The sequence below is a fragment of the Parablautia sp. Marseille-Q6255 genome (assembly GCF_951230155.1).
Lineage (GTDB): Bacteria > Bacillota > Clostridia > Lachnospirales > Lachnospiraceae > Choladousia.
Genome location: NZ_CATNVD010000012.1, coordinates 1 through 17,256, shown reverse-complemented (window position 1 = coordinate 17,256; position 17,256 = coordinate 1). Strand labels below are relative to the sequence as shown.

The following is a 17,256-nucleotide window of genomic DNA, read 5'->3' as shown; positions in this document are numbered from 1 at the left end:
ACGCATATGGTACAGGTTGCAGTGCTGGGCTATGGTACAGTGGGATCTGGCGTGGTGGAGGTAATAAACACGAACCACGACAGTATACTTGAGAAGACAGGAGTTGATCTCCATGTGAAATATATTCTGGATCTGAGGGATTTTCCAGGGGATCCGAATCAGGAAAAGATCGTGCATGACTATGAAGTGATCGTAAATGATCCGCAGATCCAGGTGGTAGTAGAGGTGATGGGTGGTACAGAGCCGGCCTTTACTTTTTCCAGGCGTGCGCTCGAGGCTGGCAAGAGTGTCTGTACCTCAAACAAAGAGCTCGTCGCGCGTCATGGCACACAGCTTCAGCAGCTTGCGAAGGAGCATGGCGCAAGCTACCTCTTTGAGGCGAGCTGCGGAGGCGGTATCCCGATCATCCGCCCGCTTCGGACCTCTCTGAGCGCGGATGTGATCGATGAGATCACAGGTATCTTAAATGGTACGACGAATTATATTTTGAGCAAGATGATCGATGAAGGGCTGGAGTTTGACGATGTGCTGCGCGACGCACAGCAGAAAGGATATGCGGAGCGGAACCCGGAGGCTGATATAGAAGGGCATGACGCGTGCCGCAAGATCGCCATCCTGTCCTCTCTGGCATATGGGAAGCGTGTTGATTTTACGGATATTTATACAGAGGGGATAACGAAGATCACTTCCGCAGACATCCGTTATGCGAAAGCGATGGGGCGGACGATCAAGCTGCTTGCTTACAGCAGCAGGCAGAAGGATCAGGTGATGGCGATGGTGGCGCCCTATCTGGTGGAAAAGGACGATCCTCTTTTTGCAGTAAACGGTGTGTTTAACGCGATCTTTGTACATGGAAATATGCTCGGCGACGCTATGTTTTACGGGCAGGGAGCCGGAAAAGAGGCGACTGCGAGCGCGGTTGTGGCAGATGTGGCAGAGGCGGCACAGACGCTTGGAACGGGGGTAGTCTCTTCCTGGGATCCGCACAGGCAGGAGCTCAAAGATGTCTCCGGTACGAAAAAGCGATTTTTTGTGCGCGCAAAGGGCGCGGCGCGGGAATTATCTGAGATGGAGCAGATATTTGGCGCGGTCGAGCCGGTAGAAGCAGAGCTTGACGGAGAGTTCGGGTTTGTGACAGGAGTGATGAGCGAGCAGGAGTATGAGACGTGCGCATCGCAGGCGCAGGGGATACTCGGGATGATCCGCATGCGTGACCGCAAAGGCGTGTGACAGGCGGAAGGATCCGGACAATCGCTCAGACAGGAAAAGCGGCAAAGTATGAGAAGAGTTGAGAAAGGATGTGCTGCGTGTGAAATATATTGTAATTCTCGGAGATGGTATGGCAGATGAGCCTCAGGAGGCGCTTGGAGGAAGGACACCGCTTGAGGCTGCCAGGACTCCTGCGATGGATGCCCTGGCAGCGCGTGCGCAAATCGGACTGCTGCAGACGATTCCGGAGGGGATGAGTCCGGGCAGCGATACAGCGAATCTGGCTGTGCTTGGCTATGATCCGCGCCGGTTTTATACCGGGCGCTCTCCGCTGGAGGCGCTTAGTATCGGCGCTCCGATGAAGGAGACAGATGTGGCGCTGCGCTGCAACCTTGTGACGCTGTCAGAAAAAGAAGACTGCTATGAGGAGAAACACCTGATCGATCACAGCTCAGATGAGATCAGCACGCAGGATGCGGCGATCCTGCTGGATGCAGTGCGGCAGGAGTTTCAAAGTGAGGTGTATCAGTTTTATACAGGAACGAGCTACCGCCACTGTGTGATATGGGCGCAGGGAGAGCGCGCAGAGCTTGAGCCTCCGCATGATCACCTGACAGAGAAGATCGGGCCGTATCTTCCTCAAAATACAGAGCTTTGTGATATGATGAAGCGCAGCTATGAGATTCTTGCAGCTCACCCGCTGAATCTTGCCAGAAAGGAGCAGGGGCTGCATCCGGCGAATGGCTGCTGGTTCTGGGGAGCCGGCACGAAGCCTGCTTTGGTCTCTTTTTCACAGAAGTACGGGAAAAAGGGTGTGATGATCTCTGCGGTCGATCTGCTAAAGGGTATCGCGGTCGGCGCAGGTATGAGAAATGTTTTTGTGCCGGGGGCAAATGGAGGGCTGCACACGAATTATGAGGGAAAGGCGCAGGCGGCAGTCGATGCGCTTTTAAAAGAGGGCGCAGATTTTGTCTATGTACATCTGGAGGGGCCGGACGAGATGGGGCATCAGGGCAGTCTGGAGCGCAAGATGCAGGCCATCGAGTACCTTGATGATCGTGTGATCCGCATAATCAGGGAACAGATGGACGCTTCGGGTGAGCCGTACCGTATGCTGATCCTTCCGGATCACCCTACGCCGATCCGCCTCCGTACACATACCGGGGATCCGGTTCCGTACCTTCTCTATGACAGCACAAAACAGCTGGGAGAGGGCAGATCTTATTGCGAGAAAACGGCAAAGGAGAGCGGTATTTTCCAAAAAGAGGGATATCGTATCATGGATGTGCTGCTGGAGCAGGAGTAAAAACAGGCAGCCAGGCACCGTAGAAAATAAAAAAGCTGACAGACGGACGCAGCGGTTGGACGCTGGCTGGCTGTCAGTTTTTTATTTTGTAATTTATTCTGCCTGGCTGTCTTTTCTGTCCCTGAGATTCAGATAAAACAGAGCCTGTGATAAAAACAGATACGGACGTACGAACAGAAATCCGATCCCAAGCGAAAGCATGCCAAGGATCATCAGTCCGATAAAGGAAAATTCCAGGAAAAACAGTTTTCCTTTGCTGCCGCGCATCAGACTCCAGCTTTCCCTGACAAGCTGTACAGCTGTTTTGGATGGATCATCGCAGTAGAGAAAGAGTACGGGCGTCAGGCAGAGCTGGATCCACAGATTCACGACAGACAGCAGAATCGGAACAATGATAAATGGGAGCAGCGCCTCCTTTGCATACAGGATGCCGCTCAAAGACCATTGCATTGAAATGCTGAGTACCATGCTTAATATATACTGGAGGATCGAGTAGATGGCGATCTGCTCCGGCCGGTCGGAAAATACACAAAAAAGATCGGAGATCTTTACCTGCCGCCCGCGGCAGATATTCAGGTATATGTGCATCAGTCCTGCGAAGAGGATATAGTAGACCATATTGCAGAGCAGTCCGCAGCCATAGTAGAGGATCTGATTGAACAGTCCGCCCGTCGGCAGGATTGCAGCATCTACGATATAGTCCAGTCCAAAATCAAAAAAGGTGATCAGAAGAGTGGTGAGCACCAGAAAGCCCGTTTTGCCTGACAAAAGGACCCGGGCATGGAATTTTAATTCGCGGTTCGTTGTTTTCATATGAAGCCACCTCCATTATCCGGGATATCCTGCACAACATCCGGCATGCGGTTCATGCCCGGAGCATCGGTAAAAGGATCGGCAGGACTCTGCTGCGGGTCATCTGCTTTCTTTTTGCCGGACTCTTCCGGGACAAATGGGAGGATCTCCCCAAGCTCTTCGCGCAGATCCAGTTCGGGATCGCCTGTGTACATCTGCATGTAGTATTCGATGGCGTCGAACATTTCGGGATCTGTAAAGACCTTGTAAAATGCGCTCCATGTGAGTACCGAAGTGAGGACCATACCGCAGATCCCGCAGATCACAGAAGCGCGGTATTTTCTGCTTTTTATGGTGTCTGTGCGGGAGAGGAGCGCAAAAATGACTGCCAGCGCCCCGCATGGCAGGGAAATATAGATGACCATGCAGGTCATCAGCGATACGATGCTCAGCACCAATGAGACCCGGGCCAGAGGACTGCTGTGCGCAGGAGGCCTGTACCCGTCATTTCCGTACATATCATTGTCGTACATAATTTCTACTCCATTCTTTTTGCCGGATCCTGCGGCAAAGCCATGCTTTGTGGCTCCGGCAGATATTGACATTGACAGAAAGCAGCGTCTGTGACAGCTCCGTCAACGTTACCTTTCATATTAGCATAAGAAAGAAATTCTGACAATATCCAGAAAATTTCTTTTATAAACTCCGGCGATTGTCTTTTCAGATTCAGATTCTGGCCGATGCTCTTTCCTGAAACAATGATTGTGCTTTTTCGGGGAACATGGTATACTGCAACGTATGCTGCCCGGAGACAGTCTGGCAGCGTGAAATGACAGACATCAGGGTACAACAGGAGGAATTATGGATATTATCAAAACACTGGCACAGGAATTGGAGATCAGACCGCAGCAGGCACAGGCGGCGGTAGAGCTGATCGATGACGGGAATACCATTCCGTTTATTTCACGATACAGGAAAGAAGCGACAGGCTCGCTGAATGATGAGGTACTCCGGAAATTATTTGAACGGCTGAACTATCTGAGAAGCCTTGAGGAGAAAAAAGCGCAGGTGCTTTCAACGATCGAGGAGCAGGGAAAGCTCACACCGGAGCTGAAAAAACAGATAGAGGATGCGCAGACGCTTGTGGTGGTAGAAGATCTGTACCGTCCATACCGTCCGAAGCGCCGCACAAGGGCAACTATAGCGAAGGAAAAGGGACTTGAGCCTCTGGCAAACCTGATCCTGCTCCAGAAGCTGCAGCACCCTGTGGAAAAAGAAGCAGAAGCGTTTGTCTGCGCGGAAAAAGGCGTGGAGGATGTTCAGGATGCGATAAATGGAGCAAAGGATATTCTGGCAGAGACGATTTCAGATGAGGCGGACTACCGCATCAGGATCCGTGAGATGACGGTGCGGGAGGGTATGCTGACAACGGAAGCGAAGGATGAAAAGGCAGAGTCTGTTTATGAGATGTATTACAGCTTTTCTGAGGCAGTGGCAAAGATTGCGGGATACCGCGTGCTGGCTGTCAACCGCGGAGAAAAGGAAAAATTCCTGAGTGTTAAAATAGAAGCTCCGGAAGAAAAGATACTGCGTTATCTCGAAAGACAGGTGATCACAGGCAGCAATCCTTACACAGCGCCGCTGCTGCAGGAGGTGATCGCGGACAGCTATAAGCGTCTGATTGCTCCGGCGATCGAGCGGGAGATCCGGGGGGATCTGACAGACAAGGCAGAAGATGGCGCGATCTCTGTATTTGGAAAGAATCTGGAGCAGCTTCTGATGCAGCCGCCGATCGCAGGGCAGGTTGTGCTGGGCTGGGATCCGGCGTTTCGTACCGGGTGCAAGCTTGCGGTCGTAGATGCGACAGGGAAGGTGCTGGATACGACGGTGGTATATCCGACTGCGCCTACGACTCCGGCAAAGATCCGCGCGGCAAAGGATACGGTAGAGCAGCTGATCGAAACGTATGGCGTGACGCTGATCTCGCTCGGGAATGGAACGGCCTCCCGTGAATCAGAGCAGGTGATCGTAGAGATTTTAAAGGAGATCCCGCAAAAGGTATCCTATATGATCACGAATGAGGCGGGAGCGTCTGTCTACTCCGCCAGCAAGCTTGCGACAGAGGAATTTCCGAATTTTGACGTCGGACAAAGGAGTGCGGCGTCGATCGCCAGACGTGTACAGGATCCGCTTGCAGAGCTTGTAAAGATCGATCCGAAATCAATCGGTGTCGGGCAGTATCAGCATGATATGAACCAGAAAAAGCTCGGAGAGGCGCTGGATGGCGTTGTAGAGGACAGCGTAAACCGCGTGGGCGTAGATCTGAACACTGCTTCTGCGCCTTTGATGGAGCATATTTCCGGTATTTCAAAGGCTATTGCAAAGAATATTGTTGCATACAGAGAGGAGAACGGCCGGTTTGGCGATCGCAGAGAGCTCCTGAAAGTACCGAAGCTTGGACCGAAGGCGTTTGAGCAGTGTGCCGGATTTATGCGGATCGCAGGCGGGAAGAATCCGCTTGATGCGACAAGCATCCATCCGGAAAGCTATGAGGCGGCCAAAAGGCTTCTGGAAGAGCTTGGGTGTACGCCGGAAACAGCGGCGGAAGGACTCAGACGGGCGCCGGTGAAGGATTATAAAGCGCTGGCAGAAAGAATCGGAGTCGGGGAACCGACGCTTCGCGATATGATAAAGGAGCTTTGCAAGCCGGGACGCGACCCCAGAGAGGAGATGCCGGGACCGATCCTGCGTACAGACGTGCTGGAGATGAAGGATCTCAAGGAAGGCATGATCTTAAAGGGGACGGTGCGAAACGTGATCGACTTCGGAGCGTTTGTGGATATTGGCGTGCATCAGGACGGACTGGTGCATATTTCACAGCTTACGGACAAAAAGTTTGTAAAGCATCCGCTTGAGGTCGTGAGCGTAGGGGATATTGTAGAAGTGAAGGTAGTCAGTGTTGACCTGCAGAAAAAAAGGATCGGTCTGACGATGCGGCTGTAAAAAAGCGGGGGTGTTTTGCAACACCTCCGCTTTGTATGTGCGCTTCACTGGGGCGTGGACTGAAATCTTGTCATCTTATTTTTGGACAGATCGATCAGCTCGCAGGTGCCGTACACCTTCCCGAGGATCCTTCCAATACAGACAAAATCATCAGAAGAGAGCACCTCGATGTCAGGCTCCATCACATTTAAAGCGCGCAGCCTGCGCAGGTTTCCCACGTGATACAGCGAACGGATATAGTAGACATCATTCAGGCAGAATATGCCGATCTCGTTGTGGCGGGCAGGCTTTTTCTGAAGCGCCAGAATATCATTTTTTCTAAATACCGGCTGATAACGGTCTACCTGTATCTGAAAACAATAGTCGGTCCCTTCGATTACATTCTTCCGCTTGATGCGGATCTTCAGGGTCGCCTCGTTCGGGAGGAAACCAGAATGCAGCATTCGTACTCCGGGCTGTATGCAGGGAAATTCCAACCATTCACTGACGTGCGTGCGGCTGAATTCCTCGTGAATGAGCGCACGTGCGAGACGCTTGCTTGATTCTGTAAGCATCTTATATTCGGCAACTGTTTCCATCTCGTCAGAGGTCAGCTCCCTGCCGTAAAGTGTACGGATTTTGGACTGGACCAGATAATCCTGATAAAAATAATTGGCGTCTACCTCAAGCGCGTGGATCAGTGCGATCAGAATATCGGGCTTGGGATAGCTGAAGCCATTTTCGTAGTTGGCTATGGCAGACGGGGTTACATGGATTTTTTCTGCAAGCTGGTTGCGTGAAAGATTCAGTTCCTGTCTCCGCTGGCGCAATTTATTTCCGATTCCCATGCGTAAACCCTCCCTATTATACTTGTAAATATCAGCCTGAATCTACCCTGATTATACTACAGGAAACTTGTAAAAGCAACGGAAAACGCGCGGCAAAAATTACAAGAAACTTGTTGACAATTGTCCGCTTATAGCGTAGACTGTACGATATAGGGGGGTGAAAAAAACGAAAAAACAGCGATTTTGCTGATTTTTACAATTTATTTACGAATATCGACTTACAAGAATCTTGTAAAATGCAAAAGCGCTGAACATCAGGGAGTATGATCTTATTAATAAAGGGAACAGGAGTGAGAAAAAATGAGAGATAGTACAATGGATGTGTTGCTGAAGATCGGGATACCGGCAGGTGTGAAGGGGATGACGTATATTTGTGATGCGATGGAGCTGTTTGATACAGACCCCTATTATCCGGACGGAAAGATTTCATCGCTTTATGCGGATATCGCGCGGAAGCATGATACGACATCATCCAGAGTAGAACGGGCGATCCGGCATGCGTTTGAGACAGCACTGACGAAGGGGAATCAGGAAATGCTGGAACAGTATCTGGATGTGGCCAACACACAGAATTCAAACCTGCTGAAGAGTCTGTATTTCAGGATGCGACAGAAAGCCAAGAGAGAATGTCAGGCTTCCGTGTGCAATCCGGACACATGTGAAATGAAAAAGCAGATCTATCACGAGGTGATGGAAACGTTTTTTGGAGAACTCGAATTTGCGCTTACCAAGCATATGGAGCTAAAGCATATGGAACTGCTGGGCTGAAACAAAGCCGAAATGTGGCAGAATCATAAAACAGAGCTTGTCAGAAAGCAATAAAAGAGATATAATAATCATAATTTAAGAAATGATTCTTCAGGGCGGGGTGAGATTCCCCACCGGCGGTATAGTCCGCGACCCGCTTCGGCGGCTGAACCGGTGATACTGTACGTACAGTAAATTCCGGTACCGACAGTATAGTCTGGATGAGAGAAGAACGCAGAGTATATTTTGAGATGGTGCGAAGCGGCCGTGAAGTTTTCAGTGAGAAGATTTCGGGCCGCTTTTTATCATGTAAAACAAAGCTGCTGTGTACCGGGGAAGCTTTTCTTAAAATAAACCAGGGACGGTCCTGCATTATTTAAGAAAAAGGAGAATGGATATGGAGACAGGATTTTTACAGGCTGCTGCAGAAAATCTGCAGTTTGTTCTGGTATGTGCGGCAGTAGTTTTTGCAATCGTGGGAGGAGCGCAGCTGATCGAGAAGAAACTGATCGCAGAGAGCGTAGCGCAGGTAAAACGCACGCGGTATCTTACGATATGCGCGATGCTGGGCGCGCTGGCGATGCTGCTGCATCTGTTTGATTTTCCGGTTCCATTTCTGGCGCCGGGCTTCTACAAACTGGATTTCAGTGAGATCCCTGTTATGGTGGGAGCATTTTATCTGGGACCGGTTGGCGGTGTGATCATCGAGCTGGTCAAGATCCTGCTGAAGCTTGTGGTGAAGGGGACGAGCACGGCGTTTGTCGGAGATCTGGCAAATTTTATCGTAGGCTGCTCCTTTATCGTGCCTGCCTGTGTAGTCTATCATCTGAGAAAGTCCAAAAAGACGGCGGTCATGGGGCTGGCGATGGGGACGGCGGTCATGACTGTATTCGGGAGCGTGTTCAATGCTGTATATCTGCTCCCGGCATTTTCCAGGCTTTATGGGATGCCCCTTGATGCGATCGTGGATATGGGCACGGCGGTCAATCCGGCGGTCAACAGTGTGATGATGCTCGTTCTGCTGGCGGTGGCTCCGCTGAATCTGTTAAAAGGTATATTGATTTCTGTGCCGACTATGGTATTATATAAGCGAATCAGCAAAGCGCTGCATAACAGTGCGCAGGAACAGTATGTACCAGAAAGACACAGTCAGACAGAGGGCTGATCCTGTCTGATCTGGAAGGGGATGCTGCGGAAGCTGCAGCATCCTTTTTATTTGTTTTGGCAGTATGATCTGGAAGGAAGGAAACGACATGGGAAAGATCAGGCACATTGAGCAGACAACGCACAATCCATACGTCAATCTGTATGAACTGGATGTAGAAAACCGCCTGGGGGCTGCGGGAAAGTATTATGTCGCTTCAAGAGCAAAGGATGCGAAGGAGCTGGAGCTTTGTACAAAGAAACAGGCGGCGGACGGGGTGATCATTTACAGTCTGTATGGGGAAAAACGCGACAGAGTCGTGCTGATCCGCCAGTACCGGTATGCGATAGACGGCTATATCTATGAACTGCCCGCGGGACTGGTAGAGCCGGGGGAGGACTGCCATGCGGCGGCGGTGCGCGAGATGCGTGAGGAGACAGGGCTTACGCTGCACCCGCTTACGGTTGACACGATTTATGAAAAACCGTATTATACTACGATAGGGATGACGGATGAGTGCTGCGGCACAGTATTTGGCTATGCGGACGGGCAGATCAGCACAGATGCTCTGGAGGACAGCGAAGAGATAGAGGTCGTGCTGGCAGACCGCAAAGAAGTAAGGCGTATTTTGAGGGAAGAGCGCGTAGCGGTCGTATGCTCTTATATGCTGATGCATTTTCTGCATGAGGAAGACCCGTTTGCGTTTCTGCACTGACAGGAGGAAAAGATGAAGACAGAATTTGATATGAAAATGACCACAGGCGCGATGTATCGCTTTTTCATGTATCATGCATATCACGGCTTTAGCGGAATATTTGGTATTGTTGCAGGAACAGCTCTGCTTGTATACTTTTTTACCGGGCTAAAGGATGCGGGGGCGAATCACTGGATCTATCTGCTGTTTGGCGTAATATTTCTTTTGTATCAGCCGTGGTCGCTTTATACGATGGCAGTGCGGCAGGCAAAGCTGAATCCGGTGTTTAAGCATCCGCTGCACTATGCGCTTTCTGAAGAGGGAATGTCAGTGACTCAGGGGGAGTCTGCCAGTGATATGAAGTGGGATGCAGTAAAAAAGGTCCGGGAGACCGGAAGCTGCATTTATGTATATACCGGAAAGAAAAATGCCTGTATCTGGATCAAAAGCCAGATGGGAGAGCAGGAAGCCCGGGCAAGGCAGATCCTGAAAAAACAGGTGCCGGAAAAGCTTGTAAAGCTGAGAAAGTGATCGGGAGGACAGTATGATCGTAGAGACAAATTCAGAAAAAGAGACATGGGAGCTTGGCAGGAGACTGGCTGAGACAGCCCGGCCGGGCAGCATATTTTCTCTGAATGGAGATCTTGGAGTAGGAAAGACAGTGCTGACTAAGGGGATGGCGGCAGGACTTGGCATTACGGAGCCTGTGAGCAGTCCGACGTTTACCATTGTGCAGGTATATGAGGAAGGCAGGCTGCCATTTTATCACTTTGACGTATATCGGATCGCAGACCCGCAGGAAATGGATGAGATCGGATATGAGGATTACTTTTTTGGGGAAGGCGTCTGTCTGGTCGAGTGGGCAGAGCTGATCGAAGAGCTGATGCCGGAGTATACGGTGCGTATCACTATAGAGAAGGATCTGTCAAAAGGCTTTGATTACAGGCGGATCACCGTCAGTGAGTGAGCCCGGGCCGGATAGAAAATGAAAATATAGACGAAAATGGAGCGAGGAGCAAATGAAGATACTTGCATTAGACAGCTCAGGGCTGGTAGCGTCTGTCGCAGTAGCGGAGGATGACGTACTGCTTGCTGAGTATACCGTGAACTATAAAAAAACACATTCGCAGACGCTGCTGCCTATGCTGGACGAGATAGCCGGGATGATCGAGCTTGATCTGCACAGCGTAGATGCGATCGCTGTGGCGGCAGGACCTGGTTCGTTTACAGGGCTGCGCATCGGATCGGCGACTGCGAAGGGGCTTGGTCTTGCGCTTGATAAGCCGCTGGTCCACATTCCCACCGTGGATGCGCTTGCGTACAATCTTTATGGCTGCGGCTGCGATATCTGTCCGATGATGGATGCAAGACGGAGTCAGGTGTATACAGGGATATACCGGTTTGAAAAGGGAGAGCTGCAAACGCTTCTGGCGCAGACGCCTATGGCAGTGGAGGAGCTGGCAAAGGAGCTGAATGCGCGCGGCCGCGAGGTCATCTTTCTGGGCGATGGTGTTCCGGTGTACCGGGAGCTTCTGGAGTGTCTCTTACAGGTTCCGTACAGCTTTGCTCCGGCGCATATGAACCGCCAGCGCGCAGCGTCTGTAGCTGCGCTGGCAGCAGAGTATGTCAAGGCAGGAAAGACGCAGCGGGCGGCAGAGCATGTGCCGGATTATCTGCGTCTGTCTCAGGCGGAGCGTGAGCGTGCAGAAGCACTGGAGGCGGCAAAACAGTCGGGACAGAGCGCGGATGCAAAGTCAGTCGGAAAGGAAAAGGCGTCCGTATAGATGAAGGATGACAGGTGGAAGGAAATACCGGAGCTGATCGTGATAGAAGATATGAAGACGGAGGATATTGAGGAAGTTGCGCAATTGGAAAAAGAGATTTTTTCAATACCGTGGAGCAGTCAGGGGTTCCTGTCCTCTCTGCGGCAGCCGGATACCCTGTATCTGACCGTGCGTGCAGGAGGCAGGCTGGTTGGCTACTGTGGCCTTTTGCAGTCGTTTGACGAAGCTGATATCACGAATGTGGCCGTGTGTTCTGATTTTCGTGCAAGAGGCATAGGACGAAGGATGCTGGAAGCTTTGATGGAGCGGGGAAGAGAACGGGGAATTGAACGGTATACGCTGGAAGTGCGTGTCAGCAATGAACCGGCGATCCGTCTGTATCACAGGCTCGGATTTGAGGATGCGGGCATCAGAAAAAATTTTTATGAAAAACCGTCTGAGGATGCATTGATCATGTGGACCAGGCCGGTGTGAACGATTCTCAGGGATTCCCAGTAGGCATAAAAATGCAAAGCCATTATAATGAAAATGAAAAAGATAAAACAATGGTATTTGCAGATGCGGAGGATCAGGATGAACGGAGAAAAAATACTATATTGCAACAAATGCGGCAAAAAGATAGAAGGCGATCACGGGATGATCCGGGAGGGCGTATTTACCACAGCGTATGAGTGGGGATACTTTTCCGGAAAGGACGGGGAACGCCACAGCTTTTGCCTGTGTGAACCATGTTATGATAAAATACGGGAATCGTTTGTGATCCCTGTAAAAACAGAGGAATATATGCTGTAGAAAACGGAGGAAACGATATGCTGGATGTGTGTCTGCTGGGAAGCGGCGGTATGATGCCGCTTCCGTATCGCTGGCTGACCTCTTTGATGACGCGATACAACGGAAGTAATCTGCTGATCGACTGTGGAGAGGGGACGCAGGTCGCTATAAAAAAGAAGGGATGGAGTGTAAAACCGATCGATACGATCTGTTTTACCCATTACCATGGTGATCATATCAGCGGTCTGCCGGGGCTCCTGCTCACTATGGGCAATGCGGAGCGGACACAGCCGCTGACACTGATCGGTCCGAAGGGACTGGAACGGGTAGTGAATGCTCTGCGCGTGATCGCGCCGGAGCTGCCGTTTCCGATCCTGTTTCAGGAGATCCAGGGGACAGAGCAGGTATTTGAGCTGAATGGATATAAGATCACAGCATTTCGCGTAAACCATAATGTTCTGTGCTACGGGTATACGCTGGAGATCGAGCGCGCAGGCCGGTTTGATGTGGGCAGAGCGAAGGCTGCGCAGATACCGATGCCTTATTGGAGCCGGCTCCAGAGGGGTGAAGTGATCGAAGCGGAAGGCAGGATATACCGTCCGGAGGATGTGCTTGGACCGGCGCGCAGGGGACTGAAGGTTACGTACTGTACGGATACCCGTCCGGTAGATGTGATAGCGAAGGAAGCGCAGGGAGCAGATCTGTTTATCTGCGAAGGCATGTATGGAGAACCGGAGAAGGCGGCAAAGGCGGTAGAATATAAGCATATGACCTTTGAGGAGGCGGCGCGGCTTGCAAAGCGGGCGCAGCCGGACGAGGTGTGGCTGACGCATTATAGCCCGTCTCTCGTAAGACCGGAGGATTATATCGAGGAGATCCGCAAAATCTATCCGAAGATTTATCCGGGCAAGGACGGGAAGACGGCAGAGCTTGACTTTAAAGAGGAATAACGGAGGCGCACAATGAACGAAAGTGATGTTTTGATACTGGCAATAGAAAGTTCCTGTGATGAGACTGCGGCAGCTGTGGTGCAAAACGGCAGAGAGGTATTGTCAAATGTAATCTCATCGCAGATCGAGCTGCATAAGCTTTATGGCGGTGTTGTGCCGGAGATCGCTTCCCGCAAGCACATTGAGAAGATAAATCAGGTGATCGAGGAGGCACTCGAGGTATCCGGAAAACAGCTGTCTGATATGGATGCAGTTGCTGTGACGTATGGTCCGGGACTGGTAGGCGCTCTGCTGGTAGGCGTTGCGGAGGCGAAAGCGATCAGCTATGCAGCAGGACTGCCTCTGGTAGGCGTGCACCATATTGAAGGACATATTTCTGCAAATTACATAGAAAATAAAGAGCTCGAGCCGCCGTTTATCTGCCTGGTCGTGTCCGGCGGGCATACGCATCTTGTCAGGGTCAGCGATTACGGCGAATATGAGATCCTGGGACGTACGCGTGATGACGCGGCGGGAGAAGCTTTTGATAAGGTGGCAAGAGCGATCGGACTGGGATATCCGGGAGGGCCGAAGATCGATCAGCTTTCCAGGGAGGGAGACCCTTTGGCGATCCATTTCCCCAAGGCCAAAATAGAGGATGCGCCATATGATTTCAGCTTCAGCGGGCTTAAATCAGCAGTCCTGAATTATTTAAACGGCTGTATGATGCGAGGAGAAGAAGTCAATAAAGCAGATGTGGCAGCTTCCTTCCAAAAGGCGGTAACGGACGTGCTCGTGGAGCATGCGATGATGGCGGTAAAAGAGTCGGGGATGGATAAACTGGCGATCGCGGGAGGCGTTGCGTCAAACGGGACGCTGCGCGCGGCAATGGAGGCGGCGTGCCGGGAGAACAATATCCGCTTTTATCGCCCGTCACCTGTTCTCTGTACGGATAATGCCGCAATGATCGGAGCAGCAGGCTATTATGAGTACAAAAAAGGCGTTCGTCACGGGTGGGACCTGAATGCAGTGCCGAATCTCAAGCTCGGCGAGCGATGAGGCGGACTGGCAAAACGACAGACACGGCAGTACAGTGCAAAAACGGGTACTGCAGATCGGAAGATAAATACTGCGGGTAAGCTCGCACGGTAGATCAGGAAGGGCAGAGAGCATGAGGACAGTGGCAATTGTGCTTGCCGGGGGAAGCGGCAGCAGAATGAAAAGCAGTGTGAAAAAACAGTATATGCTGATTGGAGATAAGCCGGTACTGTACTATTCGCTGCGTGTATTTCAGGACAGCAGCGTGATCGATGAGATCATTCTGGTCTGCGGAAGGGAAGAAGTGGAAAACTGCCGCGCCGAGATTGTTGAGAAATATGACTTTACAAAAGTGAGCAGGATCATACCAGGCGGAAAAGAACGGTATCATTCTGTCTACGAAGGGCTCAAGGCTGCTGTGGACTGTGATTACGTCATGATCCATGACGGGGCGCGGCCGTTTGTTGACGAGCAGATGCTTGAGCGGATCTGGGACGCGCTTCCATCTGCGCGCGCATGTACCGTCGGCATGCCGGTAAAGGATACGATTAAACGGAGTGACCCGGAAGGCTTTGTTGAAGAGACGCTTCCGAGAGAAAAACTATGGCTGATCCAGACGCCGCAGGCATTTGAGTATCGCCTGATACGGAAGCTGCATGAGGATGCTGCAGGCGGAGCGTGCCTGGGACAGCAGATTACGGACGATGCAATGCTCGTAGAATGTCTCGGAAAAATCAGGGTAAAACTGATAGAAGGATCCTATCAGAATATCAAGATCACCACCCCGGATGACTTGCTTTTGGCTCAGATAATACTGGGGCAGAAAAAGGGGCAGAAAAAAGGGTGAATTATAAAAGTAACTTCCGGTTGTAAAAGTAACGTCCGGATGAAAGAGAAACTTCTGTTTTCAGGCAGGAAAACGGAAGTTTTTCTTGCCTAAAAGACTTTTTTTGTGTAAACTTTAAGTACAGTTCCGCTTTTTTGCGCATGCAAAGCGGAGCAAAGGGAGCTTTTTCTTTTTTTGTGAAAGACAAAGTTCCGTTGCCCAGAAGAATACATATGGGACGTGTGTTCATAGGGGCAAAATTAATGGTGTAAGGATAAGTCAGCGGTTGTGGCTGGCTTATTCTATTTTCAGCAGATACGGCTGAAGCGTTACGGAATCCGGTTCGATCCGTCTGACACCCAGCTTATGCAGCAGCGTTTCCCCATAAAAGAAGGAAAAGACCTCATAAGGAGTTCTTCCGCCTAATACCTTTCGTGGAACGGAATTGATATGATCGAACATAAGATTCAGATCTTTCTGCGTCAGGTGTTCGAGATTCCGCTGGTTCGGAAGGATATTCCGGACATAGTTGTGGTTATTTTCTACATGAGGTTTCTGGCTTGGTGTCTGTGGGTCGCAATAAAAGATATTTGTCCGTATCTGTCCGCTCTTTGGATTCTGTTCAAAGAGGGAGACTTTTTCAAACTCTGTCCCACGGTCAGTGAGGATCAGGGAAAAGAGGCGGAAATAGTCGATGCCGAGAAGCTCCTGAAGGAAATCTAAGGCAGAAGCCATGGATTCCGAAGTTTTTTCCTGATGGAGGAATCCGATCATAAGTCCGGTATTCTGAAAAGAAAAGGTCTGGATATAAGGTCCTTGCGGTTGGTTGTACAGAGTATCCATCTCCGTTGTCGGGATGGAAGGATTGTCGGCAAGAAACGCGAGATAGTCTGAAAACTTATGCCCCTCATAGTTGACCGGCTCTCTGCGTTTTTTCAGCTTTTTGCGTTCGCGCATGGAAACCTGTCTGCGCAGAGAGAAGTTATCAACGCCAAAGTCTTTAAAAACGCCGCCTTCGATGTAGGTGTAGAGGGATTTTACCGAAAGGGAGAGTTCCGGATGGTTAGCAAGGATCTGATAAAGGGACTGCCCTTTTTTGAGGAGCGGGGCAATGGTTTGTGCAATGAGTAGACGTTGCGGCTCTGAAAGATTAACGCCCTGTCTGGAATCGGACAGGTGAAAGAGATAATCTTCGTGAGCATGACTGGCGTTGTAGAAGTAATGATCCAGCCGGCAGTGTTTGATGTCCGGACAATGGTTGCAGGCGCCGACGGAGCGGTCACGCAGGGAACAGGACTGTTCGGCATAGGACGGGCAGGCTTCAGAACAGTATTTACGGGGTTTGCTGCACTGTTTAAAGTTTGAACAGATGACAGGTGAATTGAAGCGGTTGCGTGGTTTTAAGGTTCTATGCTTTTTGATTTCTTTTGCAATGGTAGTCGGATCTTTGTGGAGGGAACGGGCAATGGCTGTTTTGGACAAGCGCTTTTCGATGCCCTCCTGGATTATTTTTCTTTCTTCTAAGGTTAAATGTTTTGCTCTCATTATGTACATCCTTTCTCCCATGAACATCACAGGAAAAGGATAACCGGAAATAAGTCTTTCATAAAGCCTTAATGAAAAACAAGCTTCCGGAAGTGCGAAGAAGAACCGGAAGTTACTTTTACATTTCTCGGGGCAGAAAAAAGGATAAAAAAATACAAAAAAGTGATTGACAGAATCGAGTAAAGCTGATAATATACTAAATGCGCTGGTCGCCAGTGCAGTAATGGAGAGGTATCGAAGTGGTCATAACGAGGCGGTCTTGAAAACCGTTTGTCCGAAAGGGCGCGTGGGTTCGAATCCCACCCTCTCCGCTTATCAGATTATGATGAGCGCATGACGGTAGCAGACAACTGAATGCAAGAGTGATTCAGGCACATGGAGAAGTACCCAAGCGGCTGAAGGGGCTCCCCTGGAAAGGGAGTAGATCGTTAATAGCGGTGCGAGGGTTCAAATCCCTCCTTCTCCGTTTCATATTTCCAGTAAATATGAAAGAAAAAAGATTTGAAAAAAATCAAAAAAACTTGAAAAAAGTTGTTGACAAACGAAAAAACATATGATAATATATCAGAGTTGCTTCGCAAGAGACAACAACAAAGAACCTTGATAACTGAACAGTGAAACAACCTTGAAAAATTCTTGAA

18 protein-coding genes, 2 tRNA genes and 1 riboswitch are annotated in these 17,256 nt (G+C 50.4%); of the genes, 16 read left to right on the top strand and 4 right to left on the bottom strand.

Annotated elements, in window-relative coordinates:
- Positions 1-6 precede the first annotated feature (6 nt).
- Positions 7-1,230 carry a homoserine dehydrogenase gene (locus QOX44_RS10355; protein WP_283683058.1) on the top strand — a complete coding sequence of 408 codons (1,224 nt, stop codon included), beginning with the start codon at positions 7-9 and terminating at the stop codon, positions 1,228-1,230.
- A gap of 79 nt (positions 1,231-1,309) precedes the next feature.
- Positions 1,310-2,515: a cofactor-independent phosphoglycerate mutase gene (locus QOX44_RS10350; protein ID WP_283683057.1), complete on the top strand. Its 1,206-nt coding sequence runs from the start codon at positions 1,310-1,312 to the stop codon at positions 2,513-2,515.
- A gap of 93 nt (positions 2,516-2,608) precedes the next feature.
- Here the strand turns inward: QOX44_RS10350 and QOX44_RS10345 are convergent, their stop codons facing one another.
- On the bottom strand, positions 2,609-3,328 hold the full coding sequence (locus tag QOX44_RS10345) for a DUF975 family protein (protein ID WP_283683056.1): 720 nt from the start codon (positions 3,326-3,328) through the stop codon (positions 2,609-2,611).
- Positions 3,325-3,840, bottom strand: a complete 516-nt coding sequence (locus tag QOX44_RS10340; RefSeq protein WP_283683055.1) for a hypothetical protein — start codon at positions 3,838-3,840, stop codon at positions 3,325-3,327. The genes QOX44_RS10345 and QOX44_RS10340 overlap by 4 nt, the downstream gene beginning before the upstream one ends.
- 328 nt (positions 3,841-4,168) lie before the next feature.
- On the opposite strand from QOX44_RS10340, the gene QOX44_RS10335 reads away from it, so the two are divergent.
- Complete coding sequence (locus QOX44_RS10335) at positions 4,169-6,310, top strand: Tex family protein (RefSeq protein WP_283683054.1); 2,142 nt, start codon at positions 4,169-4,171, stop codon at positions 6,308-6,310.
- A gap of 44 nt (positions 6,311-6,354) precedes the next feature.
- Here the strand turns inward: QOX44_RS10335 and QOX44_RS10330 are convergent, their stop codons facing one another.
- Positions 6,355-7,137: a helix-turn-helix domain-containing protein gene (locus QOX44_RS10330; protein ID WP_283683053.1), complete on the bottom strand. Its 783-nt coding sequence runs from the start codon at positions 7,135-7,137 to the stop codon at positions 6,355-6,357.
- A 300-nt stretch (positions 7,138-7,437) separates the two neighbouring features.
- Between QOX44_RS10330 and QOX44_RS10325 the strand changes: the two genes are divergently transcribed.
- The 11 genes from QOX44_RS10325 (at position 7,438) to ispD (ending at position 15,091) form a co-directional block, all read left to right on the top strand.
- Entirely contained in the window at positions 7,438-7,905 is a 468-nt protein-coding gene (locus QOX44_RS10325) for a sporulation initiation factor Spo0A C-terminal domain-containing protein (protein WP_283683051.1), read from the top strand.
- Between the two features lie 82 nt (positions 7,906-7,987).
- A riboswitch (FMN riboswitch) is annotated at positions 7,988-8,121 on the top strand.
- Between the two features lie 160 nt (positions 8,122-8,281).
- Entirely contained in the window at positions 8,282-9,049 is a 768-nt protein-coding gene (locus QOX44_RS10320; protein WP_283683050.1) for an ECF transporter S component, read from the top strand.
- Between the two features lie 88 nt (positions 9,050-9,137).
- Positions 9,138-9,743, top strand: a complete 606-nt coding sequence (locus tag QOX44_RS10315; RefSeq protein ID WP_283683049.1) for an NUDIX hydrolase — start codon at positions 9,138-9,140, stop codon at positions 9,741-9,743.
- Between the two features lie 12 nt (positions 9,744-9,755).
- On the top strand, positions 9,756-10,253 hold the full coding sequence (locus QOX44_RS10310) for a YcxB family protein (RefSeq protein WP_283683048.1): 498 nt from the start codon (positions 9,756-9,758) through the stop codon (positions 10,251-10,253).
- A gap of 13 nt (positions 10,254-10,266) precedes the next feature.
- Complete coding sequence (tsaE, locus tag QOX44_RS10305) at positions 10,267-10,689, top strand: tRNA (adenosine(37)-N6)-threonylcarbamoyltransferase complex ATPase subunit type 1 TsaE (RefSeq protein ID WP_283683047.1); 423 nt, start codon at positions 10,267-10,269, stop codon at positions 10,687-10,689.
- Positions 10,690-10,741: 52 nt separating this feature from the next.
- Positions 10,742-11,506 (top strand): tRNA (adenosine(37)-N6)-threonylcarbamoyltransferase complex dimerization subunit type 1 TsaB, encoded by a 765-nt coding sequence (tsaB, locus tag QOX44_RS10300; protein ID WP_283683046.1) that lies wholly within the window; start codon positions 10,742-10,744, stop codon positions 11,504-11,506.
- Positions 11,507-11,980: a ribosomal protein S18-alanine N-acetyltransferase gene (rimI, locus tag QOX44_RS10295; protein WP_283683045.1), complete on the top strand. Its 474-nt coding sequence runs from the start codon at positions 11,507-11,509 to the stop codon at positions 11,978-11,980.
- Between the two features lie 99 nt (positions 11,981-12,079).
- Positions 12,080-12,298, top strand: a complete 219-nt coding sequence (locus QOX44_RS10290; protein WP_283683044.1) for a hypothetical protein — start codon at positions 12,080-12,082, stop codon at positions 12,296-12,298.
- A 17-nt stretch (positions 12,299-12,315) separates the two neighbouring features.
- Entirely contained in the window at positions 12,316-13,227 is a 912-nt protein-coding gene (locus tag QOX44_RS10285; protein WP_283683043.1) for a ribonuclease Z, read from the top strand.
- A 12-nt stretch (positions 13,228-13,239) separates the two neighbouring features.
- Complete coding sequence (gene tsaD, locus QOX44_RS10280) at positions 13,240-14,265, top strand: tRNA (adenosine(37)-N6)-threonylcarbamoyltransferase complex transferase subunit TsaD (protein ID WP_283683041.1); 1,026 nt, start codon at positions 13,240-13,242, stop codon at positions 14,263-14,265.
- Between the two features lie 112 nt (positions 14,266-14,377).
- Positions 14,378-15,091, top strand: a complete 714-nt coding sequence (gene ispD / locus QOX44_RS10275; RefSeq protein ID WP_283683040.1) for a 2-C-methyl-D-erythritol 4-phosphate cytidylyltransferase — start codon at positions 14,378-14,380, stop codon at positions 15,089-15,091.
- 276 nt (positions 15,092-15,367) lie between these two features.
- On the opposite strand, the gene QOX44_RS10270 is transcribed toward ispD, so the two are convergent.
- Positions 15,368-16,615: an IS30 family transposase gene (locus tag QOX44_RS10270; RefSeq protein ID WP_283682841.1), complete on the bottom strand. Its 1,248-nt coding sequence runs from the start codon at positions 16,613-16,615 to the stop codon at positions 15,368-15,370.
- Positions 16,616-16,840: 225 nt separating this feature from the next.
- On the opposite strand from QOX44_RS10270, the gene QOX44_RS10265 reads away from it, so the two are divergent.
- Positions 16,841-16,926 (top strand) — tRNA-Ser (locus QOX44_RS10265).
- Positions 16,927-16,992: 66 nt separating this feature from the next.
- Positions 16,993-17,081: transfer RNA gene (locus tag QOX44_RS10260), tRNA-Ser, on the top strand.
- Positions 17,082-17,256: the final 175 nt, after the last annotated feature.